The organism is Oceaniglobus roseus, from assembly GCF_002869745.1.
GTDB classification, from domain to species: domain Bacteria; phylum Pseudomonadota; class Alphaproteobacteria; order Rhodobacterales; family Rhodobacteraceae; genus Oceaniglobus; species Oceaniglobus roseus.
Map to the genome: position 1 here is coordinate 285337 of NZ_PNOS01000001.1, position 20383 is coordinate 305719.

A 20383-nucleotide genomic window follows, 5' to 3' on the forward strand; every position below is an offset into this window, starting at 1 on the left:
TGACGGGTCAACACGAGGCCACCGCGCATGTTCCCTGCAACGCGAAAGGCCCGCCGGTCGGGGCGGGCCTTCGTGGCGTCGTGGAGTGCGCAGGCTCAGAGCTTGCTTTCCAGCTCCGGCACCGCCTCGAACAGGTCGGCGATCAGGCCGTAGTCGGCGACCTGGAAGATCGGCGCCTCCTCGTCCTTATTGATCGCGACGATGATCTTGCTGTCCTTCATCCCCGCGAGGTGCTGGATCGCACCCGAGATGCCGATGGCGATGTAGAGGTCGGGCGCCACCACCTTGCCGGTCTGCCCCACCTGCCAGTCGTTCGGCGCATAGCCCGAATCGACCGCGGCGCGGGACGCGCCCACGGCGGCGCCCAGCTTGTCGGCCAGCTTCTCGACGATGGCGAAGTTCTCCTCGCTGCCGACGCCGCGCCCGCCCGAGACGACGATCCCGGCCGAGGTCAGGTCGGGGCGGTCGGACTCGGCCACCTTGTCCTCGATCCACTCCGACAGGCCCGGGTTCTCGGCCGCGTCCAGCGATTCGACCGAAGCCGACCCGCCGGTGCCCGCCAAATCGAAGGCCGAGGTGCGGATCGAGAAGACCTTGGTCTTGTCGCCCGACTTCACGGTCTGGATCGCGTTCCCGGCATAGATCGGCCGCTCGAACGTGTCGGCGTCGACGATGCCCGAGACGTCGGTCAGCACCATGACGTCCAGCAGGGCGGCGACGCGGGGCAGGATGTTCTTGGCATCCGTCGTCGCCGGGGCGGCGATGTGCGAATAGTCGCCCGCGAGGCTCACCATCAGCGCCGCGACGGGTTCGGCCAGGCGGTGGCCATAGACCGCGTTCTCGGCGCACAGCACCTTGGCCACGCCCTCGATCGTCGCCGCTTCCTTCGCGGCGTCCGAGCAGGAGGCGCCGCAGCACAGGATCGTCACGTCGCCGAGCGGCTTGCAGGCGGTCACGGCCTTGGCCGTGGCATCCATGTTCAGCGTGCCGTCGGTCACTTCGCCCAGAAGAAGAACAGCCATCAGATCACCCCCGCTTCGTCTTTCAGTTTCGCGATCAGCTCGTCCACCGAACCGACCATGACGCCGGCCTTGCGCGCCTCGGGCTCGGTCGTCTTGACGACGCTGAGGCGGGGCGTGACGTCGACGCCGAAATCGGCAGGCGTCTTCTCGTCCAGCGGCTTCTTCTTCGCCTTCATGATGTTCGGCAGCGAGGCATAGCGCGGCTCGTTCAGGCGCAGGTCCACCGACACGATGGCGGGCATCTTCACCTTGATCGTCTGGAGGCCGCCGTCGACCTCGCGGGTGACCTTGGCCTCTTCGCCCTCGATCTCGATCTTGCTGGCGAAGGTCGCCTGCGACCAGCCCAGCAGCGCGGCCAGCATCTGGCCGGTGGCGTTCATGTCGTTATCGATGGCCTGCTTGCCGCACAGGACCATGCCCACGCCCTCGGCCTCGGCCACCGCCTTCAGGATCTTGGCGACGGCGAGCGGCTCGATGTCCTGATGGACGTCGTCGGCCGCCACCACGAGGATCGCGCGGTCGGCACCCATGGCCAGCGCGGTGCGCAGCGTTTCCTGCGCCTGCTTCACGCCGATCGAGACGGCGATCACCTCTTCGACGGCGCCCTTCTCCTTCATGCGGATCGCCTCTTCGACGGCGATCTCGTCGAAGGGATTCATCGACATCTTGACGTTCGCCAGATCGACACCGCTTCCGTCCGCCTTGACGCGGACCTTCACGTTGTAGTCGATCACGCGTTTGACGGGCACCAGCACCTTCATGGCGTATCTCCTGTGGCTTTCCGCGCCGCACGGGGCGCGTGGGTTCTGCACTGGACCTAGCGTGACCGCGGTGCACATGACAGTGCAAAATCGACCTGTCGCGCGGCCCGGACGCCGCGTTTCGCCCGCTTCGGCCCGGTTCGCGGTGTCGCAGGGCGGAACCCGGGGCGCCCCCGAAGCGCTGAGCGGGCGAAGGGTTCCACGAGGCGAGAGGCGCAATGTTCGACTGGATGACCGGGCTGATCGACGCCCTCGGCGCGCCGGGCGTGGCCCTGTTGATGTTCCTCGAGAACGTCTTTCCCCCGATCCCCTCCGAACTCGTGATGCCCCTCGCGGGCTTCAACGCCGCCACCGGAAAGATGAACCTCGTCGCCGTGATCCTCGCCGGGGCGGCCGGATCGCTTGCCGGGGCCTGGTTCTGGTACTGGCTGGCGCTGAAGCTCGGGCGCGAGCGCCTGCGCGACTTCGCCGAGCGTCACGGCCGCTGGACCGGCATCACCCCCGAGGATCTGGACCGCTCCCACGACTGGTTCCAGCGTCACGGCGCGGCGGCGGTGCTGTTCGGCCGGATGATCCCCACGGTGCGCACCTTCATCTCGGTGCCCGCGGGGCTGTCGCGGATGCCGGTGCTGAAGTTCCTCGGCTTCTCGCTGGTCGGCACCGCGATCTGGACGACGCTGCTGGCGATGGCGGGCTACTGGCTGCAATCGGGATACGACGCCGTGGCCCACTGGCTCGACCCGGTCAGCTGGGTGGTGCTGGCGGCCATCGTCGGCTTCTACATCTGGCAGGTCGTCACCTACGACAGCCGCCGCAGCAAGGCGCAGGAAAAGGCAGGTCTCGCAGCGTCCCGCTCTGAGTAGGACGGGCGCGCCACCGGCGCCCCCGCCGCTCTCAGCGGTTCGCCCCCGGAACCCACAGCACGTCCGCCTTGCCGTCGTCGTTGGCGATCCGCGAGGCGACGAAGAACCAGTCCGACAGCCGGTTGAGGTACTTCACCCCCGCCGGGTTCACCGACTCGAGCGTCGCCAGCTCCACCGACAGCCGCTCGGCCCGCCGCGACACCGTCCGGCACAGGTGCAGATGCGCCGACAGGGCCGAGCCCCCCGGCAGCACGAAGGAGCGCAGCGGCGTCAGCTTCGCGTTCATCGCGTCGATCTCGGCCTCCAGCCGGTCGACCTGCGAGGCGGCGATCCGAAGCGGCGGATACTCGGCCTCGGCGTCCTTCTCCATCTCCGGGCGGCAGAGGTCGGCGCCGAGATCGAACAGGTCGTTCTGGATCCGCGCCAGCGCCGCGTCCATCTCGCCCTCCGCATGGAGCCGCGCCATCCCGACGGTCGCGTTCGTCTCGTCCACGGTGCCGTAGGCGTTGACCCGGGCGGAATGCTTCGCCACCCGCGCCCCGTTGCCAAGCGCCGTCTCGCCGTCGTCGCCGGTGCGGGTGTAGATCTTGCTGAGGACGACCATCAGTTTCCTCCCATCCGGCGGAAGAACACGAAGACGAGGATCAGCACCACCGCCAGCGCCTGCGCGTAGATGCGGTAGCGCATGATCCGATTGGCGTGCTTCCGGTTGAACTCGCCGCCCTTGGCGAAGCCGCCGATGCCCACGGCAAGGATGCCCAGCACAAGCAGGCAGGCCGCGGCGACGGCGATGAAGAAGGGGTCGTGGAACATGAAACCTCCCGAAGTCCGGTCTGCCCCTTCACCTAGCGGAGCCGCGCGGAAAAGCGAAGGCCGATTGCCGGATCAGCCCTTCGCCAGCATCCAGTCGAGCGCCCGCGTCGGCAGGATCCGCCGCGCGAGGTTCATCAGGTGGGTCGGGGTCGTGACGAAATACCGCGGCGCCGGAACGCGCCGCTCCAGCGCTTCGACCAGCCGGTCGCTGACCGCCGAGGGCGGAAGCTCGAACCGGTCGGGACCGCGCGCAGTGTAGAGCCGTTTCAGCAGGCTCTCCTCGTACTGGGCCCGGCGGGGCGAGGCGCGCCAGTCGATCCAGCGCTCGAAATGCGGGATCGAATTGGCGCGGATCCGCGACGTTACCGGTCCGGGTTCGATCAGGATCACCTTGATGCCGGTGCCCCGCATCTCGACCCTCAGCGTGTCGGTCAGCCCTTCCAGCGCAAACTTGCTGGCGACATACGCCCCCCGCCATGGCGCCGCCACCAGTCCCAGCACGGAGGAACAGTTGACGATCCGCCCGTGGCCCTGCGCCCGCATCACCGGGATCACCCGCGTGGTCAGGTCGTGGACGCCGAACAGATTGACCTCGAACAGCGCCCTGAGGCCGTCGCGCGGCAGGTCCTCCACCGCGCCGGGCGTGGCATGGGCGCCGTTGTTGAACAGGGCGTCGAGCGTGCCGCCCGTCGCCTCCAGCACCTCGGCCAGTCCCCGACGCAGGCTCTCGGGGTCGGCATAGTCCATCCGCGGGCTTCGCATCCCCATCGCCTCCAGCCGCGCGCAGTCCTCCGGCTTGCGGCAAGCGGCGAAGACCTGCCAGCCGCGGTCATGCAGCCGCCGTGCCGCGTCCAGCCCGATGCCGCTGGAACAGCCGGTGATCAGGACCGAGCGGCGCGGGCGCGGCACGGTGGGGGCAGGGGGGACGTGGGGCAGGGTCAACCGGGGCGTTCGGCGCTCAGGAACTTGCCGTAGATGAAGCCGGTCTGACCGCCGTCGGAGGTGCGGATGCGATACCAGCCACCGTTCTCCTCCAGCACCTCGGCCAGATCGCCTTCGACGACCTGTCCGACCACCGAGTCCGAGGTCGAGGGCCCGGCGCGAAGGTTTACCCGGCTGCCGGTGACGAACCACATGTCGCCCGCATCCCCGGCCGACGCCGTCGCCTCGCCCACGGGAAGCTCCGCGGCAGCGGACTGCACGAGGATCCGCCGCTTGGGCGCCTCCGCCGGGGTCGTGCGCGCCTCGGTCGCGGCCAGCGCGATCTCGATGGCGCGCTTCTCGTCGTCCAGCGGTACGCGCTCGGCCGTCTCGGTGGGCTTGTCGATGGAGCCGATGATGTTGCTGACCTTCATCAGAAGCTCGGGCGCGTTGCGGCCGCCGGTCGTCGAAGCCTCGGCCGCCGCGATGGGTCCGCCCATGCCGCCGTCATGGGCACCGTTCCGCGGCTGGCCGAAGACATACATGGCAAGGCCGATCCCCGCGATCAGAAGCAGAGTCAAACGTAACATCGCAAAAGCCCTCGAACTGTTCATCAACCATAGCACGAATGCGGCACCGCCCCGCGAGAAATCCGCTCAGGCATCACGGGTGTGCTTTACCATGAATGCGGTCGCGGCTATCTCGTTCCAATGAATGACGAGACAGACGATACGACGGCGGAACCGGCCGGCCTGACCGAGAGCCTGCGCCGTGCGATCGGCGAGCGTTACCTGACCTATGCGCTCTCCACCATCATGCACCGCGCGCTGCCCGATGCCCGCGACGGGCTGAAGCCGGTGCACCGCCGCATCCTCTATGCCATGCGCGAGCTGCGGCTGACACCGACGGGCGGATTCCGGAAGTCGGCGAAGATCTCTGGCGACGTGATGGGCAACTATCACCCCCACGGCGACGCCGCGATCTACGATGCGATGGCCCGCCTCGCGCAGGATTTCAACGTCCGCTATCCGCTGGTCGACGGGCAGGGGAACTTCGGCAACATCGACGGCGACAACCCCGCCGCCTCCCGCTACACCGAGGCGCGGATGACCGCCGCCGCCGAGGCGCTGATGGAGGGGCTGGGCGAGAACGCGGTCGACTTCCGCCCCAACTACGACGGCACCCTGACCGAACCGGTGGTGCTGCCTGCCGCCTTCCCGAACCTGCTGGCCAACGGCGCCTCGGGCATCGCCGTTGGCATGGCGACGAACATCCCGCCGCACAACATCGACGAGCTGATCGGCGCCTGCCTGCACCTCATCAAGACGCCCGACGCCCGCGACGAGACGTTGCTGAAGTATGTACCGGGCCCCGACTTCCCCACCGGCGGCGTGATCGTCGAGCCGCAGGAGAACATAGCGGAAGCCTACCGCACCGGCCGCGGCAGCTTCCGCCTGCGCTGCCGCTGGGAGATCGAGGAACTGGGCCGCGGCCAGTGGCAGATCGTCGTGACCGAGATCCCCTACCAGGTCCAGAAGTCGCGCCTGATCGAGAAGCTGGCCGAGCTGATCCAGACCCGCAAGATCCCGATCCTGGGCGATGTTCGTGACGAATCCGCCGACGACATCCGCCTGATCATCGAGCCGAAGTCGCGGACCGTGGACGCCGACGTTCTGATGAACGCGCTGTTCCGGAACTCGGACCTCGAGACGCGGTTCTCGCTCAACATGAACGTGCTGATCGACGGGCGCACGCCGAAGGTCTGCTCGCTGAAGGAGGTGCTGCGCGCCTTCCTCGACCACCGCCGCGAGGTGCTGATCCGACGCTCGCGCCATCGCCTCGCGAAGATCGACCACCGGCTGGAGGTGCTCGAAGGCTTCATCATCGCCTTCCTGAACCTCGACCGGCTGATCGACATCATCCGCTACGACGACGACCCGAAGCGCGCGTTGATGTGGGAGGACTGGTCGAAGGCGCACCAGTCCACGATCCGCCGGGCGACGAGCGAGGCCGATTACATCTCGCCTCTCGCCGGGGTCGACATCGACGCCATGGGCACCATCGCCGACGAGGAGGCGACGGCCGAGGAGATCGCGGCGCTCGACGGTGCCACGGCGGACGACCGCAAGATCCCCCACCGCTACCCCGGCAAGGACCTCAGCGACGTACAGGTCGAGGCGATCCTTAACATGCGCCTGCGCTCTCTCCGCCGCCTCGAGGAGCTGGAGCTGATCCGCGAGCGCGACGCGCTCCAGAAGGAACGGGCCGAGCTCGAGGACCTGCTGGCCGAGACCGCGCTCCAGTGGGACAGGATCGCCGAGCAGCTGAAGGAGACCCGCAAGCAGTTCGGCAAGACGTCCCCGCGGGGACAGCGCCTGACCCGCTTCGCCGAGGCGGGCGTGGTCGAGGACGTGCCGCTGGAAGCGATGATCGAGCGCGAGCCGATCACCGTCGTCTGCTCGCAGATGGGCTGGATACGTGCGCTGTCGGGGCACGTCGCCCTGGACCGCGAGCTGAAGTTCAAGGACGGCGACGGCCCCCGCTTCATCTTCCACGCCGAGACGACGGACAAGATCCTGCTGTTCGGCTCGAACGGCCGGGTCTTCACCCTGGCCGCCAACGCGCTGCCCGGCGGGCGGGGGATGGGCGAGCCGGTGCGCCTGATGGTGGACCTGCCGAACGAGGCCGAGATCGTGGCGCTGTTCATCCACCGCCCCGGCGCGCGGCTGCTGGTCGCCTCGGACGCGGGCGACGGCTTCGTCACCGCCGAGGAGGAGGTGATGGCCCAGACCCGCGCGGGCAAGCAGGTGCTGAACGTCAAGGACGGGGTGCGCGCGAAGATCTGCAAGCGCGTCGCGGGCGATCATGTCGCCGTCGTGGGCGACAACCGAAAGCTCCTGGTCTTTCCGCTGGCCGAACTGCCCGAGATGGGCCGCGGCAAGGGGGTGCGGCTGCAGTCCTACAAGGACGGCGGCCTGTCCGACGCCACGACCTTCGACCTGGCGCAGGGCCTCAGCTGGAAGGACCCCGCGGGCCGCACCCGGACCGAGACGGCGCTGGCCGAATGGACCGGCAAGCGCGCCTCGTCCGGCCGCATGGCGCCGCGCGGCTTCCCCCGCGACAACACCTTCACCTGAGCCGCGACCGCCGCCCATGACCAAGCCGTGACCGGCCGGAAAGCCCGCCAAGATTGCACCGTGGCCCCCGGTGCGCTAACACGCCGCCTGCCGACCTGATCCAAGGATGACCCGCCGATGCTGCCTTCCCCGCTCCGCCGCGTTCTGGCGCTGGCCTGCCTGCTGATCCTGGCCGCCTGTGCAAACACCGACCCGAACGGCAAGCTGATCCCGCTGGGCGACTTCCGGCTGGGCTACGACTATGTCCGCGCGACCGAGGTCCAGAAGGGCCCGTTCTCGCGCGATGCGACCGGGGAGGAGCTGAGCGCCGCCCTGGACCAAGCGATCGAGGCGCGGCTCGGCCGCTACGACGGCGACGGGCTCTATCACTTCGGCATCACCATCGGCGGCTATGTCCTGGCGCAGCCGGGCCTGCCGGTGGTCTACACGCCGAAGTCGGTGATGATCTTCGACATCACCGTCTACGACAACGCGACCCAGAAGAAGCTGAACGATGAGCCCTACCGCATCACCGCCTTCGAGGGGCTGCAGAACACGGCGCCGATCATCGGCTCGGGGCTGGCGCGCGGCAAGGAAGAGCAGCTGAAGAACCTCGCCCAGGAGGGCGCGCGGCAGATCCAGGAGTGGCTGGCGAAGCATCCCGAGTGGTTCGAGCCCGATCCCGAGACGCCGCGCACCCCCTTCGACCGCGCGAAGGAGAAGGCGAAGCTGGCGAAGATCGCCACCGACAAGGCCCGCGCCCTGGCCGCGGCGAAGGCCACCGGCAGCGTTCCGGCGACGGTTGCGACGGGGGCGACCGGCGGGGCGGGCGGCAGCGTCGCGCCGCTGGCGGCGCCGTCCAACTGAGGCTTGATTTCGCCGGCCCCGGCGGATAGAGAGCGCGCGATGTGAAAACCGGGGCTTTTCCGGCCCCTCTGACGGACAAGGCGAGGCCACCATGGCAAAGGCAAAATTCGAACGGACGAAACCGCACGTCAACATCGGCACGATCGGTCACGTTGACCACGGCAAGACGACGCTGACGGCGGCGATCACCAAGTACTTCGGCGAGTTCCGGGCCTATGACCAGATCGACGGCGCGCCGGAAGAGAAGGCCCGCGGGATCACGATCTCGACCGCCCACGTGGAGTACGAGACCGAGAACCGGCACTATGCCCACGTCGACTGCCCCGGCCACGCCGACTACGTGAAGAACATGATCACCGGTGCGGCGCAGATGGACGGCGCGATCCTGGTGGTGAACGCCGCCGACGGCCCGATGCCGCAGACGCGCGAGCACATCCTGCTGGGCCGCCAGGTCGGGATCCCGACCATGGTCGTGTTCATGAACAAGGTCGACCAGGTGGACGATCCGGAACTGCTCGAGCTGGTCGAGATGGAGATCCGCGAGCTTCTGTCGTCCTACGAGTACCCGGGCGACGACATCCCGGTGATCCCGGGCTCGGCGCTGGCGGCGATGAACGGCACCGATCCGGAGATCGGCGAGCAGGCGATCCGCAAGCTGATGGCGGCGGTGGACGAGTTCATCCCGACCCCCGAGCGGGCGGTGGACCAGCCGTTCCTGATGCCGGTCGAGGGCGTGTTCTCGATTTCGGGCCGCGGCACCGTGGTGACCGGCCGGATCGAGCGCGGCGTCGTGACCGTGGGCGACGAACTTGAGATCGTCGGCATCCGCACCACCCGCAAGACGACCTGCACCGGCGTCGAGATGTTCAAGAAGCTGCTCGAGCGCGGCGAGGCGGGCGACAACATCGGCGCGCTGCTGCGCGGCATCGACCGTGACGGCGTGGAGCGCGGCCAGGTCCTGGCGAAGCCGGGCTCGGTGACGCCGCACACGAAGTTCGAGGCCGAGGCCTACATCCTGACCAAGGAAGAGGGCGGCCGCCACACGCCGTTCTTCGCGAACTACCGTCCGCAGTTCTACTTCCGCACGACGGACGTGACCGGGATGGTCCAGCTGGCCGAGGGCACCGAGATGGTGATGCCGGGCGACAACGTGTCGTTCGGGGTCGAGCTGATCGCGCCGATCGCGATGGAGCAGGGCCTGCGCTTCGCGATCCGCGAAGGCGGCCGCACCGTCGGCGCCGGCGTGGTGTCGAAGATCGTCGAGTGAACCTTCCCGCAGGATGGGTGACATCATCCATCCTGCACCCGTGAAGGGCTTGAAATGTCAGGGCGGTCCCATGGGCCGCCCTTTCCTTTTCCGGAGGTGACCCAGTGCTGAACTTCATCCATTTCGCCCATGCCCTGGGCGAGCATCCGCGGTGGAAGCCGCTGCGCGACCACCACGAGATCGCCGCGGCCCTGGAAGCGCCCGAGCCCGCATGGCTGCACCTCCATGCCGAGGATCCCGGCACCCGTCCCTGGATCGACGAGAACCTCTCCTACCTCGATCCGTCGATCCGCGCCGCCCTGACCCAACCCGAGACGCGGCCGCGGGCGGTCCGGATCGGCGACGGGCTGCTGGTGATCCTGCGCGGCATCAACATGGATCCGGGCGAGGATCCCGAGGACATGATCTCGGTACGGATGTGGATCGACCCGGCGCGCATCGTGTCGCTGTCGCGCCGCAAGCTGGCCTCGGTCATGCAGCTGGACCGCGAGTGCGGCGAGGGGAAGGGGCCGAAGGACGCGGGCAGCTTCCTTGCCCACCTGATCGAGCAGCTGACGACGCGGATCGAGACCCAGATCGACGACCTGGACGACCGCACCGAATCGCTGGAGGCGGCGGTGATCGGCGACCCCAACGGCGCACAGGGGGCCGAGCTGTCGGACCTGCGGCTGGAGGCCATCGACCTGCGCCAGTACATGGGCCCGCAGCGCGACGCGATCCGTGACGTGCTGGCCAGCGGGGTCGACTGGCTGACCGAGGCGCACCGCAGCACCCTGAACGAACAGCACAGCCGGATGACCCGGGTGGTGGAGGAGCTCGAGGCGACGCGCGACCAGCTTCAGGCGATCCGCGACGAGCTGGGCCGCGCCATGGACGAGCGGCTGAACCGCAACCTTTACATCCTGTCGGTGATCTCGGCGGTGTTCCTGCCGCTCGGCTTCCTGACCGGGCTGATGGGGATCAACCTGGCCGGCATGCCCGGCGCCAATTGGCCGCCCGCCTTCTGGGTGTTCACCGCCTCGCTCGCCGTGCTGTCGGCGGCCATCGTTGTGCTCTTGTGGTGCCTGAAACTCGTCAGGCCGCGGCGCTGAGAGGGTGGGGGCAATGAGAAAGGGCGCGGAGACGATCCGCGCCCTTTGCTTCTGTCCGATTAACCGGGGTCAGGCGGCCTTCTCGTTCACCCCGCCCTTCGTGGCGATCTTCGTCATGTGCCTGTCGCCGCTGCGCGTGTTCTCGAGGCACTGCTCCAGCAGGGCCGCGTCGCCGTCGAAGCCCAGCCGGTTCGCGAAGGCCGTGACGCAGCCATAACCCGCGAGGCCGTAGTGGACCATCCGCTGGTACTGGGTGATGATCGCGGCGTCCTTCACGCTGCTGTCTCCGAACTCCATGTCGAGCGCGTGGGCATGCACCTCGGTCACGAGGCCCTCCATGCCCTTGCAATGCTCGCCCGTCGGGTCGATCCCGTGGTCCGAGCAGATCTTCGCGATCGTCTCCATGCCTTCGGAGATGCCGTTCGAGCCCGCGATCAGGGCCTCGCTCAGCTCCTTGTCCTCGGCCGCGCGGCCGAGCTTCGTCGTGGCGTCGAGCGACTGCTTGTTGGCGCTGTAGAGGTCCTGCAGCTGGTCGAGATAGAGGTCCTTGAGGGTGTTCATGGTCATGGTCGTCCTCCTTGGATCGGTGATCCGGCATCGGTTTGCCTGTCCAACGGTCGCTGGCGCCCATGGTTCCTGCGTCGCGCGCCGGCACGCGGGAACGATGGGCGAGGATGGCTCTTGATTTCCCGCGGGAACGGCTTTAGGCACGGCCTCGGCCTAGGGGTTTAGCTCAGTTGGTAGAGCATCGGTCTCCAAAACCGAGGGTCGTGGGTTCGAGTCCCCCAGCCCCTGCCATTCCATCCGTCACATCTTCATCTGCCAGGCGACGCGCACGCCCGGATTGCGCCGCAGGCCGCGTTCCATGGCGTCGAACCGCACGCCGAGCGGCCAGTGCGACAGGCGGTTGCGCATGGTGGCGATGCCTTCGAACAGCGCCGTGTCGTCCAGCCCCGCCACCGCGGCGGCGGCGAGGTCCGCGGGACCGATGGCGCGCTCGCAGCGGAACGCCACGGTGTCCTCGCGGCAGAAGGCGACGGGCGTGAAGGCATCGCCGAAGCGGGCCATCTGGGCGGCAAGCCAGGGCTGCGACCAGTGCAGGAAGTCCTGGTGGATCAGCAGGGCGCCCGGCAGCAGCGAGGGGAAGAACTGCGCGGTCATCCTGTCGCAGAGTTCGGTCTTCTTCGCCGCGTCCACCGCCAGGATCTCGATCGGCCCGCCGTCCCAGCCCAGCTCGGTGATCTCGCCCCGGTGCAGGCGCACGCGGTCGGCCCAGGGGGCGAGGTGACGCTCGGCCAGCCAGAGCATGTCGTTGCCCTCGAACGGCGCGACGCCCCGATTATAGAGCATGCGCCGCTTGGTCTTCTCGTCCACCGTGAACTTGTCGTAGGCATGGACGAAGCCCGGCCGGACGCCGTCGGCATGGCCCGCGGCCAGCCGCGCGGTCGATCCGCCGACGAAGGCGCCAAGGTCCACCACGGCGCCGCGGCCCTCCATCCAGTCCCGCGTCGCCCAGTAGTAGAACCGGCACTCCTCCTCGGCCATCATCGTGGGCACGGCGGCAAGGCGGGGGTCTTCGGAGACGTCAAGGGCCGCCCAGGGGCGGTCGTCGAACGGTGCTGGCATGGAACGGGCCCTCCCTCGTCGGCTCAAGCCTAGCGGTGCGGGCGCGGCGTCACAACGGCGGCGCTTGAATTGCACGGCCCATGGGCGTATCTGCACCGCGACAGACACAGGATCCAAGACCCATGGCAGTGAAAACCAACCCGTTCCGATTCTTGCAGCAGGTCCGGGCCGAAGTGGCCAAGGTCGTCTGGCCGACCCGCCGCGAGGTCGCGCTGACGACGGTGATGGTCTTCGTCATGGCGACGATCACGGCGATCTTCTTCTTCTCCGTCGATCTGCTGATCCGAACCGGGCTCCAGGCCATCCTGGGCATGTTCGGCTGAAATCGCGGTTCGGCCCTTGAATCCGGCACGCAGCGGCGCTAAGCGGGGCGCCAATCCATGAGACATGGCGTGCCACGATTCGCGAGGCACGCCGCTTTTCATTGGGGCAGGGCGGTTCCGCCGCTTTGACAGGAATGCATTCCGGCCCCGGCCGGACAAGAAGGGCAGCGAGTGACATGGCGAAACGGTGGTATTCGGTGAGCGTGCTCTCGAACTTCGAAAAGAAGATCGCCGAGCAGATCCGCGCCGAGGTTGCCGAGAAGGGCCTCGAGGACGAGATCGAGGAGGTCCTGGTCCCCACAGAGGAGGTGATCGAGATCCGCCGCGGCAAGAAGGTCCCGACCGAGCGGCGCTTCATGCCGGGCTACGTGCTGGTGCGGATGGAGATGTCGGACCAGGGCTATCACCTGATCAACTCGATCAACCGCGTCACCGGCTTCCTCGGTCCCCAGGGCCGCCCGATGCCGATGCGCGATGCCGAGGTGAACCAGATCCTGAACCGGGTCGAGGAGAACACGAACGCGCCGCGCACCCTGATCTCGTTCGACATCGGCGAGAAGGTGTCGGTGAACGACGGGCCCTTCGAGGGCTTCGAGGGGATGGTCGACAGCGTCGACGACGAGCACCAGCGCCTGAAGGTGACGGTCTCGATCTTCGGCCGGGCGACCCCGATCGAGCTGGAATTCACTCAGGTCACGAAAGCGTCCTGAGTTCTGCCGCCTTCCGGCCAGCCCGGCGGGCGGATGTCGAGGTGGGAGGCGAGGGTGCCCCTGATGGGGCAGCCGGACCGAACCACCGCAACTGATGGGCCTTCCGGGGTCCGTTGCAGGGCGGGGAAGACCCCGCCGCGATGAAGGAGAGGCCAGATGGCCAAGAAGAAGATCGGCAGCCTCAAGCTGCAAGTGAAGGCGGGGCAAGCCAACCCGTCCCCGCCCGTCGGACCGGCGCTCGGTCAGCGCGGCATCAACATCATGGAATTCTGCAAGGCCTTCAACGCGAAGACCCAGGAGATGGAGCCGGGCGCGCCCTGCCCCACCGTGATCACCTACTATCAGGACAAGTCCTTCACGATGGAAATCAAGACGCCGCCGGCGTCCTATTACCTGAAGAAGGCCGCGAAGAAGACCTCGGGCGCCAAGCTGCCGGGCCGCGAGACCGTCGGTACCGTGACCCTTAAGCAGGTGCGCGAGATCGCCGAGGCCAAGATGAAGGATCTGAACGCGACGGACGTCGAGGGCGCGATGAAGATCATCGTCGGCTCTGCGCAGTCCATGGGCATCGAGGTGAAGTAAGATGGCAAAGCTTGGAAAACGCACCCGCGCCGCCCGCGAAGCCGTCGCCGGCAAGGCTAACCTGACGGTCGAAGAGGCCGTGAAGCTGATCAAGGCCAACGCCAAGGCGAAGTTCGACGAGACGATCGAGATCGCGATGAACCTGGGCGTCGACCCGCGCCACGCCGACCAGATGGTTCGCGGCACCGTGACCCTGCCGAACGGCACCGGCAAGGCCGTGCGCGTGGCGGTCTTCGCCCGCGGCGCCAAGGCCGACGAGGCCACCGCGGCGGGCGCCGACGTGGTGGGCGCCGAGGACCTGATGGAGCAGGTCCAGGGCGGCAACATCAACTTCGACCGCTGCATCGCCACCCCGGACATGATGCCGATCGTCGGCCGTCTGGGCAAGATCCTGGGCCCGCGCAACCTGATGCCGAACCCGAAGATCGGCACCGTGACCATGGACGTGAAGGAAGCCGTGCAGGCGGCCAAGGGCGGCCAGGTCCAGTTCAAGGCCGAGAAGGCCGGCCAGATCCACGCCGGCGTCGGCAAGGCCTCGTTCGACGAGGCGAAGCTGGTCGAGAACGTGCGCGCCTTCGTGGACGCCGTGAGCAAGGCGAAGCCCGCGGGCGCCAAGGGCACCTACATGAAGGCGGTCAACCTGACCTCTTCCATGGGCCCCGGCGTCACCGTCGACGTGGCCAGCGCGCTCGGGAACTGAGCGATTTCGCAGGATGGGTGATATCACCCATCCTGCCCCGAATTTGGCGGACCTCGGTCCGCCAATGGCAGGGCCCCCGGGCCCTGTCCTGTCCGAGACGGAGGGTGGGCGGAAACGCCGGTAAATCCTTCCTGAGATGGGAAGCGAGACGAACTTTCAGGGGGTTTCGGCCCTCGGGCGGTTTTGGCCTCGGGACCCTGAACGGACCCGATCCCCCGCACTTGCGGGGGCTGACTAGAGCCGGAGGGGGCGACCTCTCCAAACTTGGAGTGAAACTGTGGATAGAGCCCAGAAAGAGAAAGGGGTCGAGGAACTCGGCCAGATCTTCGAAAGCTCTGGCGTCGTGGTGGTTGCCCACTACGCGGGAATGACAGTTGCCGAGATGCAGGACCTGCGCGCACGCATGCGTGAAGCGGGCGGGTCCGTTCGCGTTGCCAAGAACAAGCTCGCCAAGATCGCCCTTGAGGGGAAGCCGGTGTCGTCCATCGGCAACCTGCTCACGGGCATGACCGTGTTGTCCTTTTCCGAGGACCCCGTGGCGGCAGCCAAGGTGGCCCAGGAATTCTCCAAGGGGAATCAGAAGTTCCTGATTCTCGGCGGGGCCATGGGCGACACGGCGCTGGATCCGGAAGGTGTGAAGGCCGTCGCCGCCATGCCGTCGCGTGAGGAGCTCATCGCTTCGATCGTCGGCTGCATCGGGGCGCCTGCCGCGAACATCGCCGGGGCCATTGGCGCGCCTGCAAGCAACATCGCGAGCATCCTCTCGACCATCGAGGAGCGTGGCGAAGCCGCGTAAGCAAACGTCTGAACCGCGTGGGGTTGTTTCGACACACGCTGGAACACATCTGAAAGAACGGAAAGCATCAAATGGCTGATCTGAAGAAACTTGCTGAAGAGATCGTGGGTCTGACCCTTCTCGAAGCCCAGGAACTGAAAACCATCCTCAAGGACGAGTACGGCATCGAGCCCGCCGCGGGCGGCGCCGTCATGATGGCCGGCCCCGCCGGCGACGCCGGTGGCGCTGCCGCCGCGGAAGAGCAGACCGAGTTCGACGTGATCCTGAAGAGCGCCGGCGCTCAGAAGATCAACGTGATCAAGGAAGTCCGCGCCATCACCGGGCTCGGCCTGAAGGAAGCCAAGGACCTCGTCGAGGCCGGTGGCAAGGCCGTCAAGGAGCAGGTCTCCAAGGCCGAAGCCGACGACATCAAGGCGAAGCTGGAAGCGGCCGGCGCCGAAGTCGAGCTGAAGTGATCCGCGCCGTGCCCTCGGGCACGGAGCACCAGGTACAAGGCTGGTCCCGGAGGTTCCGGGGCCAGCCTCCCGCGTCTCGGGAAGGGCTGATGCGCTCAGCCTTTCCCAAGCCGCGGTTCAGGATCGGGAGGCCTCCTGTGGGAAGGGGGCCAGGTATGGATCTGAACCCGCTGTTTCGTGAGGGCCGAGTACCGCCGCCCACCGGTGCCGTGCCCGCGAAAAGAAAGGTGACTACCACATGGCATCGACGTTCCTCGGCCAGAAACGCCTCCGCAAATACTATGGCAAGATCCGCGAAGTGCTGGAGATGCCGAACCTCATCGAGGTTCAGAAGTCCTCCTACGACCTGTTCCTGCGCTCCGGCGACCAGGAGCAGCCGATGGACGGCGAAGGCATCAAGGGCGTGTTCCAGTCGGTCTTCCCGATCAAGGACTTCAACGAGACTTCCGTCCTGGAGTTCGTGAAGTACGAGCTGGAGAAGCCGAAGTACGACGTCGAGGAGTGCCAGCAGCGCGACATGACCTACAGCGCACCGCTGAAGGTGACGCTGCGGCTGATCGTGTTCGATGTCGACGAGGACACGGGCGCGAAGTCGGTGAAGGACATCAAGGAGCAGGACGTCTTCATGGGCGACATGCCCCTCATGACCCAGAACGGCACGTTCATCGTGAACGGGACCGAGCGGGTGATCGTGTCGCAGATGCACCGCTCCCCCGGCGTGTTCTTCGACCACGACAAGGGCAAGACGCACAGCTCGGGCAAGCTGCTCTTCGCCTGCCGCATCATTCCCTACCGCGGGTCCTGGCTGGACTTCGAGTTCGACGCCAAGGACATCGTCTATTGCCGCATCGACCGGCGCCGGAAACTGCCGGTGACGACCCTGCTCTATGCCCTCGGCATGGACCAGGAGGCGATCATGGACGCCTACTATGACACGGTCACCTACACGCTGAAGAAGGACCGCGGCTGGGTCACCCGCTTCTTCCCCGAGCGCGTGCGCGGCACCCGTCCGGGTCACGACCTGGTGGATGCCGACAGCGGCGAGGTGATCGCCGAGGCGGGCAAGAAGATCACGCCGCGCGCGGTGAAGCAGCTGATCGACGCGGGCCAAGTGAAGAACCTGCTGATTCCGTTCGACCACATCGTGGGACGCTACGTCGCCAAGGACATCATCGACGAGGAGACGGGCGCGATCTACGTCGAGGCCGGCGACGAGCTGACCTGGGAGATCGGCAAGGACGGCGAAGTGACCGGCGGCACCCTGAAGGAACTGCTGGATGCGGGCATCACCGAGATCCCGGTGCTCGACATCGACAACGTCAACCACGGCCCGTACATGCGCAACACCATGGCGATGGACAAGAACATGGGCCGCGACACCGCGCTCATGGACATCTATCGCGTGATGCGCCCGGGCGAGCCGCCCACGGTCGAGGCCGCGTCGAACCTGTTCGACACGCTGTTCTTCGATGCCGAGCGCTATGACCTGTCCGCGGTCGGCCGGGTGAAGATGAACATGCGCCTCGACCTCGACGCCGAGGACACCGTGCGCACGCTGCGCCGCGAGGACATCGTGGCCTGCGTCAAGGCGCTGTGCGATCTGCGCGACGGCAAGGGCGACATCGACGACATCGACCACCTCGGCAACCGCCGGGTGCGCTCGGTCGGCGAGCTGATGGAGAACCAGTACCGCGTCGGCCTGCTCCGGATGGAGCGCGCGATCAAGGAACGCATGTCCTCGGTCGAGATCGACACGGTGATGCCGCAGGACCTGATCAACGCCAAGCCCGCGGCGGCCGCGGTGCGCGAGTTCTTCGGCTCCTCGCAGCTGTCGCAGTTCATGGACCAGACCAACCCGTTGTCGGAAGTCACCCACAAGCGGCGCCTCTCGGCCCTCGGGCCTGGCGGTCTGACGCGTGAGCGCGCGGGCTTCGAGGTGCGCGACGTGCACCCGACCCATTACGGCCGGATGTGCCCGATCGAGACGCCGGAAGGCCCGAACATCGGCCTGATCAACTCGCTGGCCACCTTCGCCCGCGTGAACAAGTACGGCTTCATCGAAACGCCCTACCGCGTCGTCAAGGACGGCAAGGTCACGGACGAAGTCCACTACATGTCCGCGACCGAGGAGATGCGCCACACCGTGGCCCAGGCGAACGCCAACCTCGACGAGAACATGGGCTTCGTGAACGAGCTGGTCTCCACCCGCCAGTCCGGCGACTACATGCTGGCCCCGCGCGAAAGCGTCGACCTGATCGACGTCTCGCCGAAGCAGCTGGTGTCGGTCGCGGCCTCTCTGATCCCGTTCCTCGAGAACGACGACGCGAACCGCGCCCTCATGGGTTCGAACATGCAGCGCCAGGCGGTGCCGCTTCTCCAGGCCGAGGCGCCCTATGTGGGCACCGGCATCGAGGAGGTCGTCGCCCGTGACTCCGGCGCGGCGATCATGGCGCGGCGCGGCGGGATCATCGACCAGGTGGACGCCACCCGGATCGTGGTCCGCGCGACGGAGAACCTCGAACTCGGCGATGCCGGGGTCGACATCTATCGCCTGAGGAAGTTCCAGCGGTCGAACCAGAACACCTGCATCAACCAGCGTCCGCTGGTGAAGGTGGGCGACACGGTGCGCGGCGGCGAGGTGCTGGCGGACGGTCCGTCGACCGACATGGGCGAGCTGGCCCTCGGCAAGAACGTGATCGTCGCGTTCATGCCCTGGAACGGCTACAACTACGAGGACTCGATCCTGATCTCCGAGCGGATCACCCGCGACGACGTCTTCACCTCGATCCACATCGACGAGTTCGAGGTGGCGGCCCGCGACACCAAGCTCGGGCCCGAGGAGATCACCCGCGACATCCCGAACGTCGGCGAGGAAGCCCTGCGCAACCTCGACGAGGCCGGCATCGTCTATATCGGGGCCGAGGTCGGACCGGCGGACATCCTGGTGGGCAAGATCACCCCCAAGGGTGAAAGCCCGATGACCCCGGAAGAGAAGCTGCTCCGCGCCATCTTCGGCGAGAAGGCATCGGACGTCCGCGACACCTCCCTGCGTCTGCCCCCGGGCGACTTCGGGACGGTCGTGGAAGTGCGGGTCTTCAACCGCCACGGCGTCGAGAAGGACGAGCGCGCGCTCCAGATCGAACGCGAGGAAGTCGAGCGCCTGGCGCGCGACCGCGACGACGAGCTGGCGATCCTCGAGCGCAACATCTACGCCCGCCTGCGCGGCATGATCGAGGGCAAGACGGCGGTGAAGGGGCCGAAGGGCGTCAAGTCCGGCACCGTCATCGACGCCGAGCTGCTGGACAGCCAGCTGTCGCGCGGCCAGTGGTGGCAGCTTGCCCTTGCCGAAGAGCAGGAAGCGGCCCAGGTCGAGGCGCTGCACGCCCAGTTCGACATCCAGAAGAAGGCGCTGGACGCCCGCTTCGAGGACAAGGTCGAGAAGGTGCGCCGGGGCGACGACCTGCCGCCGGGCGTGATGAAGATGGTCAAGGTCTTCGTCGCGGTGAAGCGCAAGCTGCAGCCGGGCGACAAGATGGCTGGGCGTCACGGCAACAAGGGCGTGATCTCGAAGGTGGTCCCGATGGAGGACATGCCGTTCCTCGAGGACGGCACGCCGGTCGACTTCGTGCTGAACCCGCTGGGCGTGCCGTCGCGGATGAACGTCGGCCAGATCCTCGAGACCCACATGGGCTGGGCCGCGCGCGGCCTGGCGCTGAAGATCGACGAGGCGCTGGAAGACTACCGCCGCTCGGGCGACCTGACACCGGTGCGCGAGGCCATGCGCATCGCCTATGGCGACGACGTCCACAACGAGGTGCTGCACGACATGGACGAGCAGCAGATCGTGGAATCGGCGCAGACGGTGCGCCGCGGCGTGCCGATCGCCACGCCGGTCTTCGACGGCGCGAAGGAAGCCGACGTGAACGACAGCCTGCGCCGCGCGGGCTTCGACACCTCGGGCCAGTCGCGCCTGTTCGACGGCCGCACGGGCGAGGAGTTCAGCCGCAAGGTGACGGTGGGGGTCAAGTACCTGCTGAAGCTGCACCACCTGGTCGACGACAAGATCCACGCCCGCTCGACGGGGCCCTACTCGCTGGTCACCCAGCAGCCGCTTGGCGGCAAGGCCCAGTTCGGCGGACAGCGCTTCGGCGAGATGGAGGTCTGGGCGCTCGAAGCCTACGGCGCCGCCTACACCCTGCAGGAGATGCTGACGGTGAAGTCGGACGACGTGGCGGGCCGGACCAAGGTCTACGAGTCGATCGTCAAGGGCGAGGACAACTTCGAGGCCGGCGTGCCGGAATCGTTCAACGTCCTGGTCAAGGAGGTCCGCGGCCTGGGCCTCAACATGGAACTCCTGGATGCGGAGGACGACGAGTAGGGCCACGCCGGAATTCGCCAGGATTCCGGCCCGGCTTCCCGAGGGAGGCCGGGCCCCGCTCCCTCCGCTTTCAAGACGAAATCTCAAGGATT

Annotated in this window: 20 protein-coding genes and 1 tRNA gene; 13 read left to right on the plus strand and 8 right to left on the minus strand. The window is 67.3% G+C overall.

The window, feature by feature from the left end; genetic code table 11:
- Window positions 1-95: 95 nt before the first annotated feature.
- On the minus strand, window positions 96-1022 hold the full coding sequence (locus A7B20_RS01360) for an electron transfer flavoprotein subunit alpha/FixB family protein (RefSeq protein WP_102106741.1): 927 nt from the start codon (window positions 1020-1022) through the stop codon (window positions 96-98).
- A complete protein-coding gene (locus A7B20_RS01365; protein WP_102106742.1) occupies window positions 1022-1783 on the minus strand; it encodes an electron transfer flavoprotein subunit beta/FixA family protein in 762 nt (253 codons plus the stop codon). Before A7B20_RS01365 ends, A7B20_RS01360 begins: the two co-directional genes overlap by 1 nt.
- A 218-nt stretch (window positions 1784-2001) precedes the next feature.
- Between A7B20_RS01365 and A7B20_RS01370 the strand changes: the two genes are divergently transcribed.
- Window positions 2002-2646 (plus strand): DedA family protein, encoded by a 645-nt coding sequence (locus tag A7B20_RS01370; protein ID WP_102106743.1) that lies wholly within the window; start codon window positions 2002-2004, stop codon window positions 2644-2646.
- A 31-nt stretch (window positions 2647-2677) separates the two neighbouring features.
- On the opposite strand, the gene A7B20_RS01375 is transcribed toward A7B20_RS01370, so the two are convergent.
- From A7B20_RS01375 to A7B20_RS01390, 4 genes are all read right to left on the minus strand, one after another.
- Window positions 2678-3250 (minus strand): cob(I)yrinic acid a,c-diamide adenosyltransferase, encoded by a 573-nt coding sequence (locus tag A7B20_RS01375; protein WP_102106744.1) that lies wholly within the window; start codon window positions 3248-3250, stop codon window positions 2678-2680.
- The gene (locus A7B20_RS01380; protein ID WP_102106745.1) at window positions 3250-3459 is read right to left on the minus strand and encodes a twin transmembrane helix small protein; all 210 of its coding nucleotides are present in this window, start codon (window positions 3457-3459) and stop codon (window positions 3250-3252) included. The genes A7B20_RS01375 and A7B20_RS01380 overlap by 1 nt, the downstream gene beginning before the upstream one ends.
- 72 nt (window positions 3460-3531) lie before the next feature.
- Window positions 3532-4401: an SDR family NAD(P)-dependent oxidoreductase gene (locus A7B20_RS01385; protein WP_245866452.1), complete on the minus strand. Its 870-nt coding sequence runs from the start codon at window positions 4399-4401 to the stop codon at window positions 3532-3534.
- Window positions 4398-4970, minus strand: a complete 573-nt coding sequence (locus A7B20_RS01390; protein ID WP_157937574.1) for an SH3 domain-containing protein — start codon at window positions 4968-4970, stop codon at window positions 4398-4400. The genes A7B20_RS01385 and A7B20_RS01390 overlap by 4 nt, the downstream gene beginning before the upstream one ends.
- 120 nt (window positions 4971-5090) lie before the next feature.
- Between A7B20_RS01390 and A7B20_RS01395 the strand changes: the two genes are divergently transcribed.
- From A7B20_RS01395 to A7B20_RS01410, 4 genes are all read left to right on the plus strand, one after another.
- Window positions 5091-7517, plus strand: coding sequence for a DNA topoisomerase IV subunit A (locus A7B20_RS01395; protein WP_102106747.1), 2427 nt, complete (start codon window positions 5091-5093; stop codon window positions 7515-7517).
- Between the two features lie 117 nt (window positions 7518-7634).
- Window positions 7635-8363 (plus strand): hypothetical protein, encoded by a 729-nt coding sequence (locus tag A7B20_RS01400; protein WP_102106748.1) that lies wholly within the window; start codon window positions 7635-7637, stop codon window positions 8361-8363.
- Window positions 8364-8454: 91 nt separating this feature from the next.
- Window positions 8455-9630, plus strand: coding sequence for an elongation factor Tu (gene tuf, locus A7B20_RS01405; RefSeq protein ID WP_102106749.1), 1176 nt, complete (start codon window positions 8455-8457; stop codon window positions 9628-9630).
- Window positions 9631-9734: 104 nt separating this feature from the next.
- On the plus strand, window positions 9735-10721 hold the full coding sequence (locus tag A7B20_RS01410; RefSeq protein ID WP_102106750.1) for a zinc transporter ZntB: 987 nt from the start codon (window positions 9735-9737) through the stop codon (window positions 10719-10721).
- Between the two features lie 69 nt (window positions 10722-10790).
- Here A7B20_RS01410 and A7B20_RS01415 read toward each other — a convergent pair whose 3' ends face one another.
- Window positions 10791-11288: a ferritin-like domain-containing protein gene (locus A7B20_RS01415; RefSeq protein WP_102106751.1), complete on the minus strand. Its 498-nt coding sequence runs from the start codon at window positions 11286-11288 to the stop codon at window positions 10791-10793.
- A 155-nt stretch (window positions 11289-11443) separates the two neighbouring features.
- On the opposite strand from A7B20_RS01415, the gene A7B20_RS01420 reads away from it, so the two are divergent.
- Window positions 11444-11519, plus strand: a tRNA-Trp gene (locus A7B20_RS01420).
- A 9-nt stretch (window positions 11520-11528) separates the two neighbouring features.
- Here A7B20_RS01420 and A7B20_RS01425 read toward each other — a convergent pair.
- Window positions 11529-12347, minus strand: coding sequence for a hypothetical protein (locus A7B20_RS01425; RefSeq protein ID WP_102106752.1), 819 nt, complete (start codon window positions 12345-12347; stop codon window positions 11529-11531).
- Between the two features lie 122 nt (window positions 12348-12469).
- Here A7B20_RS01425 and secE point away from each other — a divergent pair, with 122 nt between their 5' ends.
- The 7 genes from secE to rpoB all read left to right on the plus strand — a co-directional run bounded on the left by secE (window position 12470) and on the right by rpoB (window position 20291).
- A complete protein-coding gene (gene secE, locus A7B20_RS01430; RefSeq protein WP_102106753.1) occupies window positions 12470-12670 on the plus strand; it encodes a preprotein translocase subunit SecE in 201 nt (66 codons plus the stop codon).
- 176 nt (window positions 12671-12846) lie between these two features.
- Window positions 12847-13380, plus strand: a complete 534-nt coding sequence (nusG, locus tag A7B20_RS01435; protein ID WP_102106754.1) for a transcription termination/antitermination protein NusG — start codon at window positions 12847-12849, stop codon at window positions 13378-13380.
- 156 nt (window positions 13381-13536) lie between these two features.
- Window positions 13537-13962: a 50S ribosomal protein L11 gene (gene rplK / locus A7B20_RS01440; RefSeq protein ID WP_102106755.1), complete on the plus strand. Its 426-nt coding sequence runs from the start codon at window positions 13537-13539 to the stop codon at window positions 13960-13962.
- A gap of 1 nt (window position 13963) precedes the next feature.
- Window positions 13964-14662, plus strand: a complete 699-nt coding sequence (gene rplA / locus A7B20_RS01445) for a 50S ribosomal protein L1 (protein ID WP_102106756.1) — start codon at window positions 13964-13966, stop codon at window positions 14660-14662.
- 277 nt (window positions 14663-14939) lie between these two features.
- Window positions 14940-15458, plus strand: a complete 519-nt coding sequence (gene rplJ / locus A7B20_RS01450; RefSeq protein WP_102106757.1) for a 50S ribosomal protein L10 — start codon at window positions 14940-14942, stop codon at window positions 15456-15458.
- 71 nt (window positions 15459-15529) lie between these two features.
- Window positions 15530-15913: a 50S ribosomal protein L7/L12 gene (rplL, locus tag A7B20_RS01455; protein WP_102106758.1), complete on the plus strand. Its 384-nt coding sequence runs from the start codon at window positions 15530-15532 to the stop codon at window positions 15911-15913.
- A gap of 238 nt (window positions 15914-16151) precedes the next feature.
- Window positions 16152-20291 (plus strand): DNA-directed RNA polymerase subunit beta, encoded by a 4140-nt coding sequence (rpoB, locus tag A7B20_RS01460; protein ID WP_102106759.1) that lies wholly within the window; start codon window positions 16152-16154, stop codon window positions 20289-20291.
- Window positions 20292-20383: the final 92 nt, after the last annotated feature.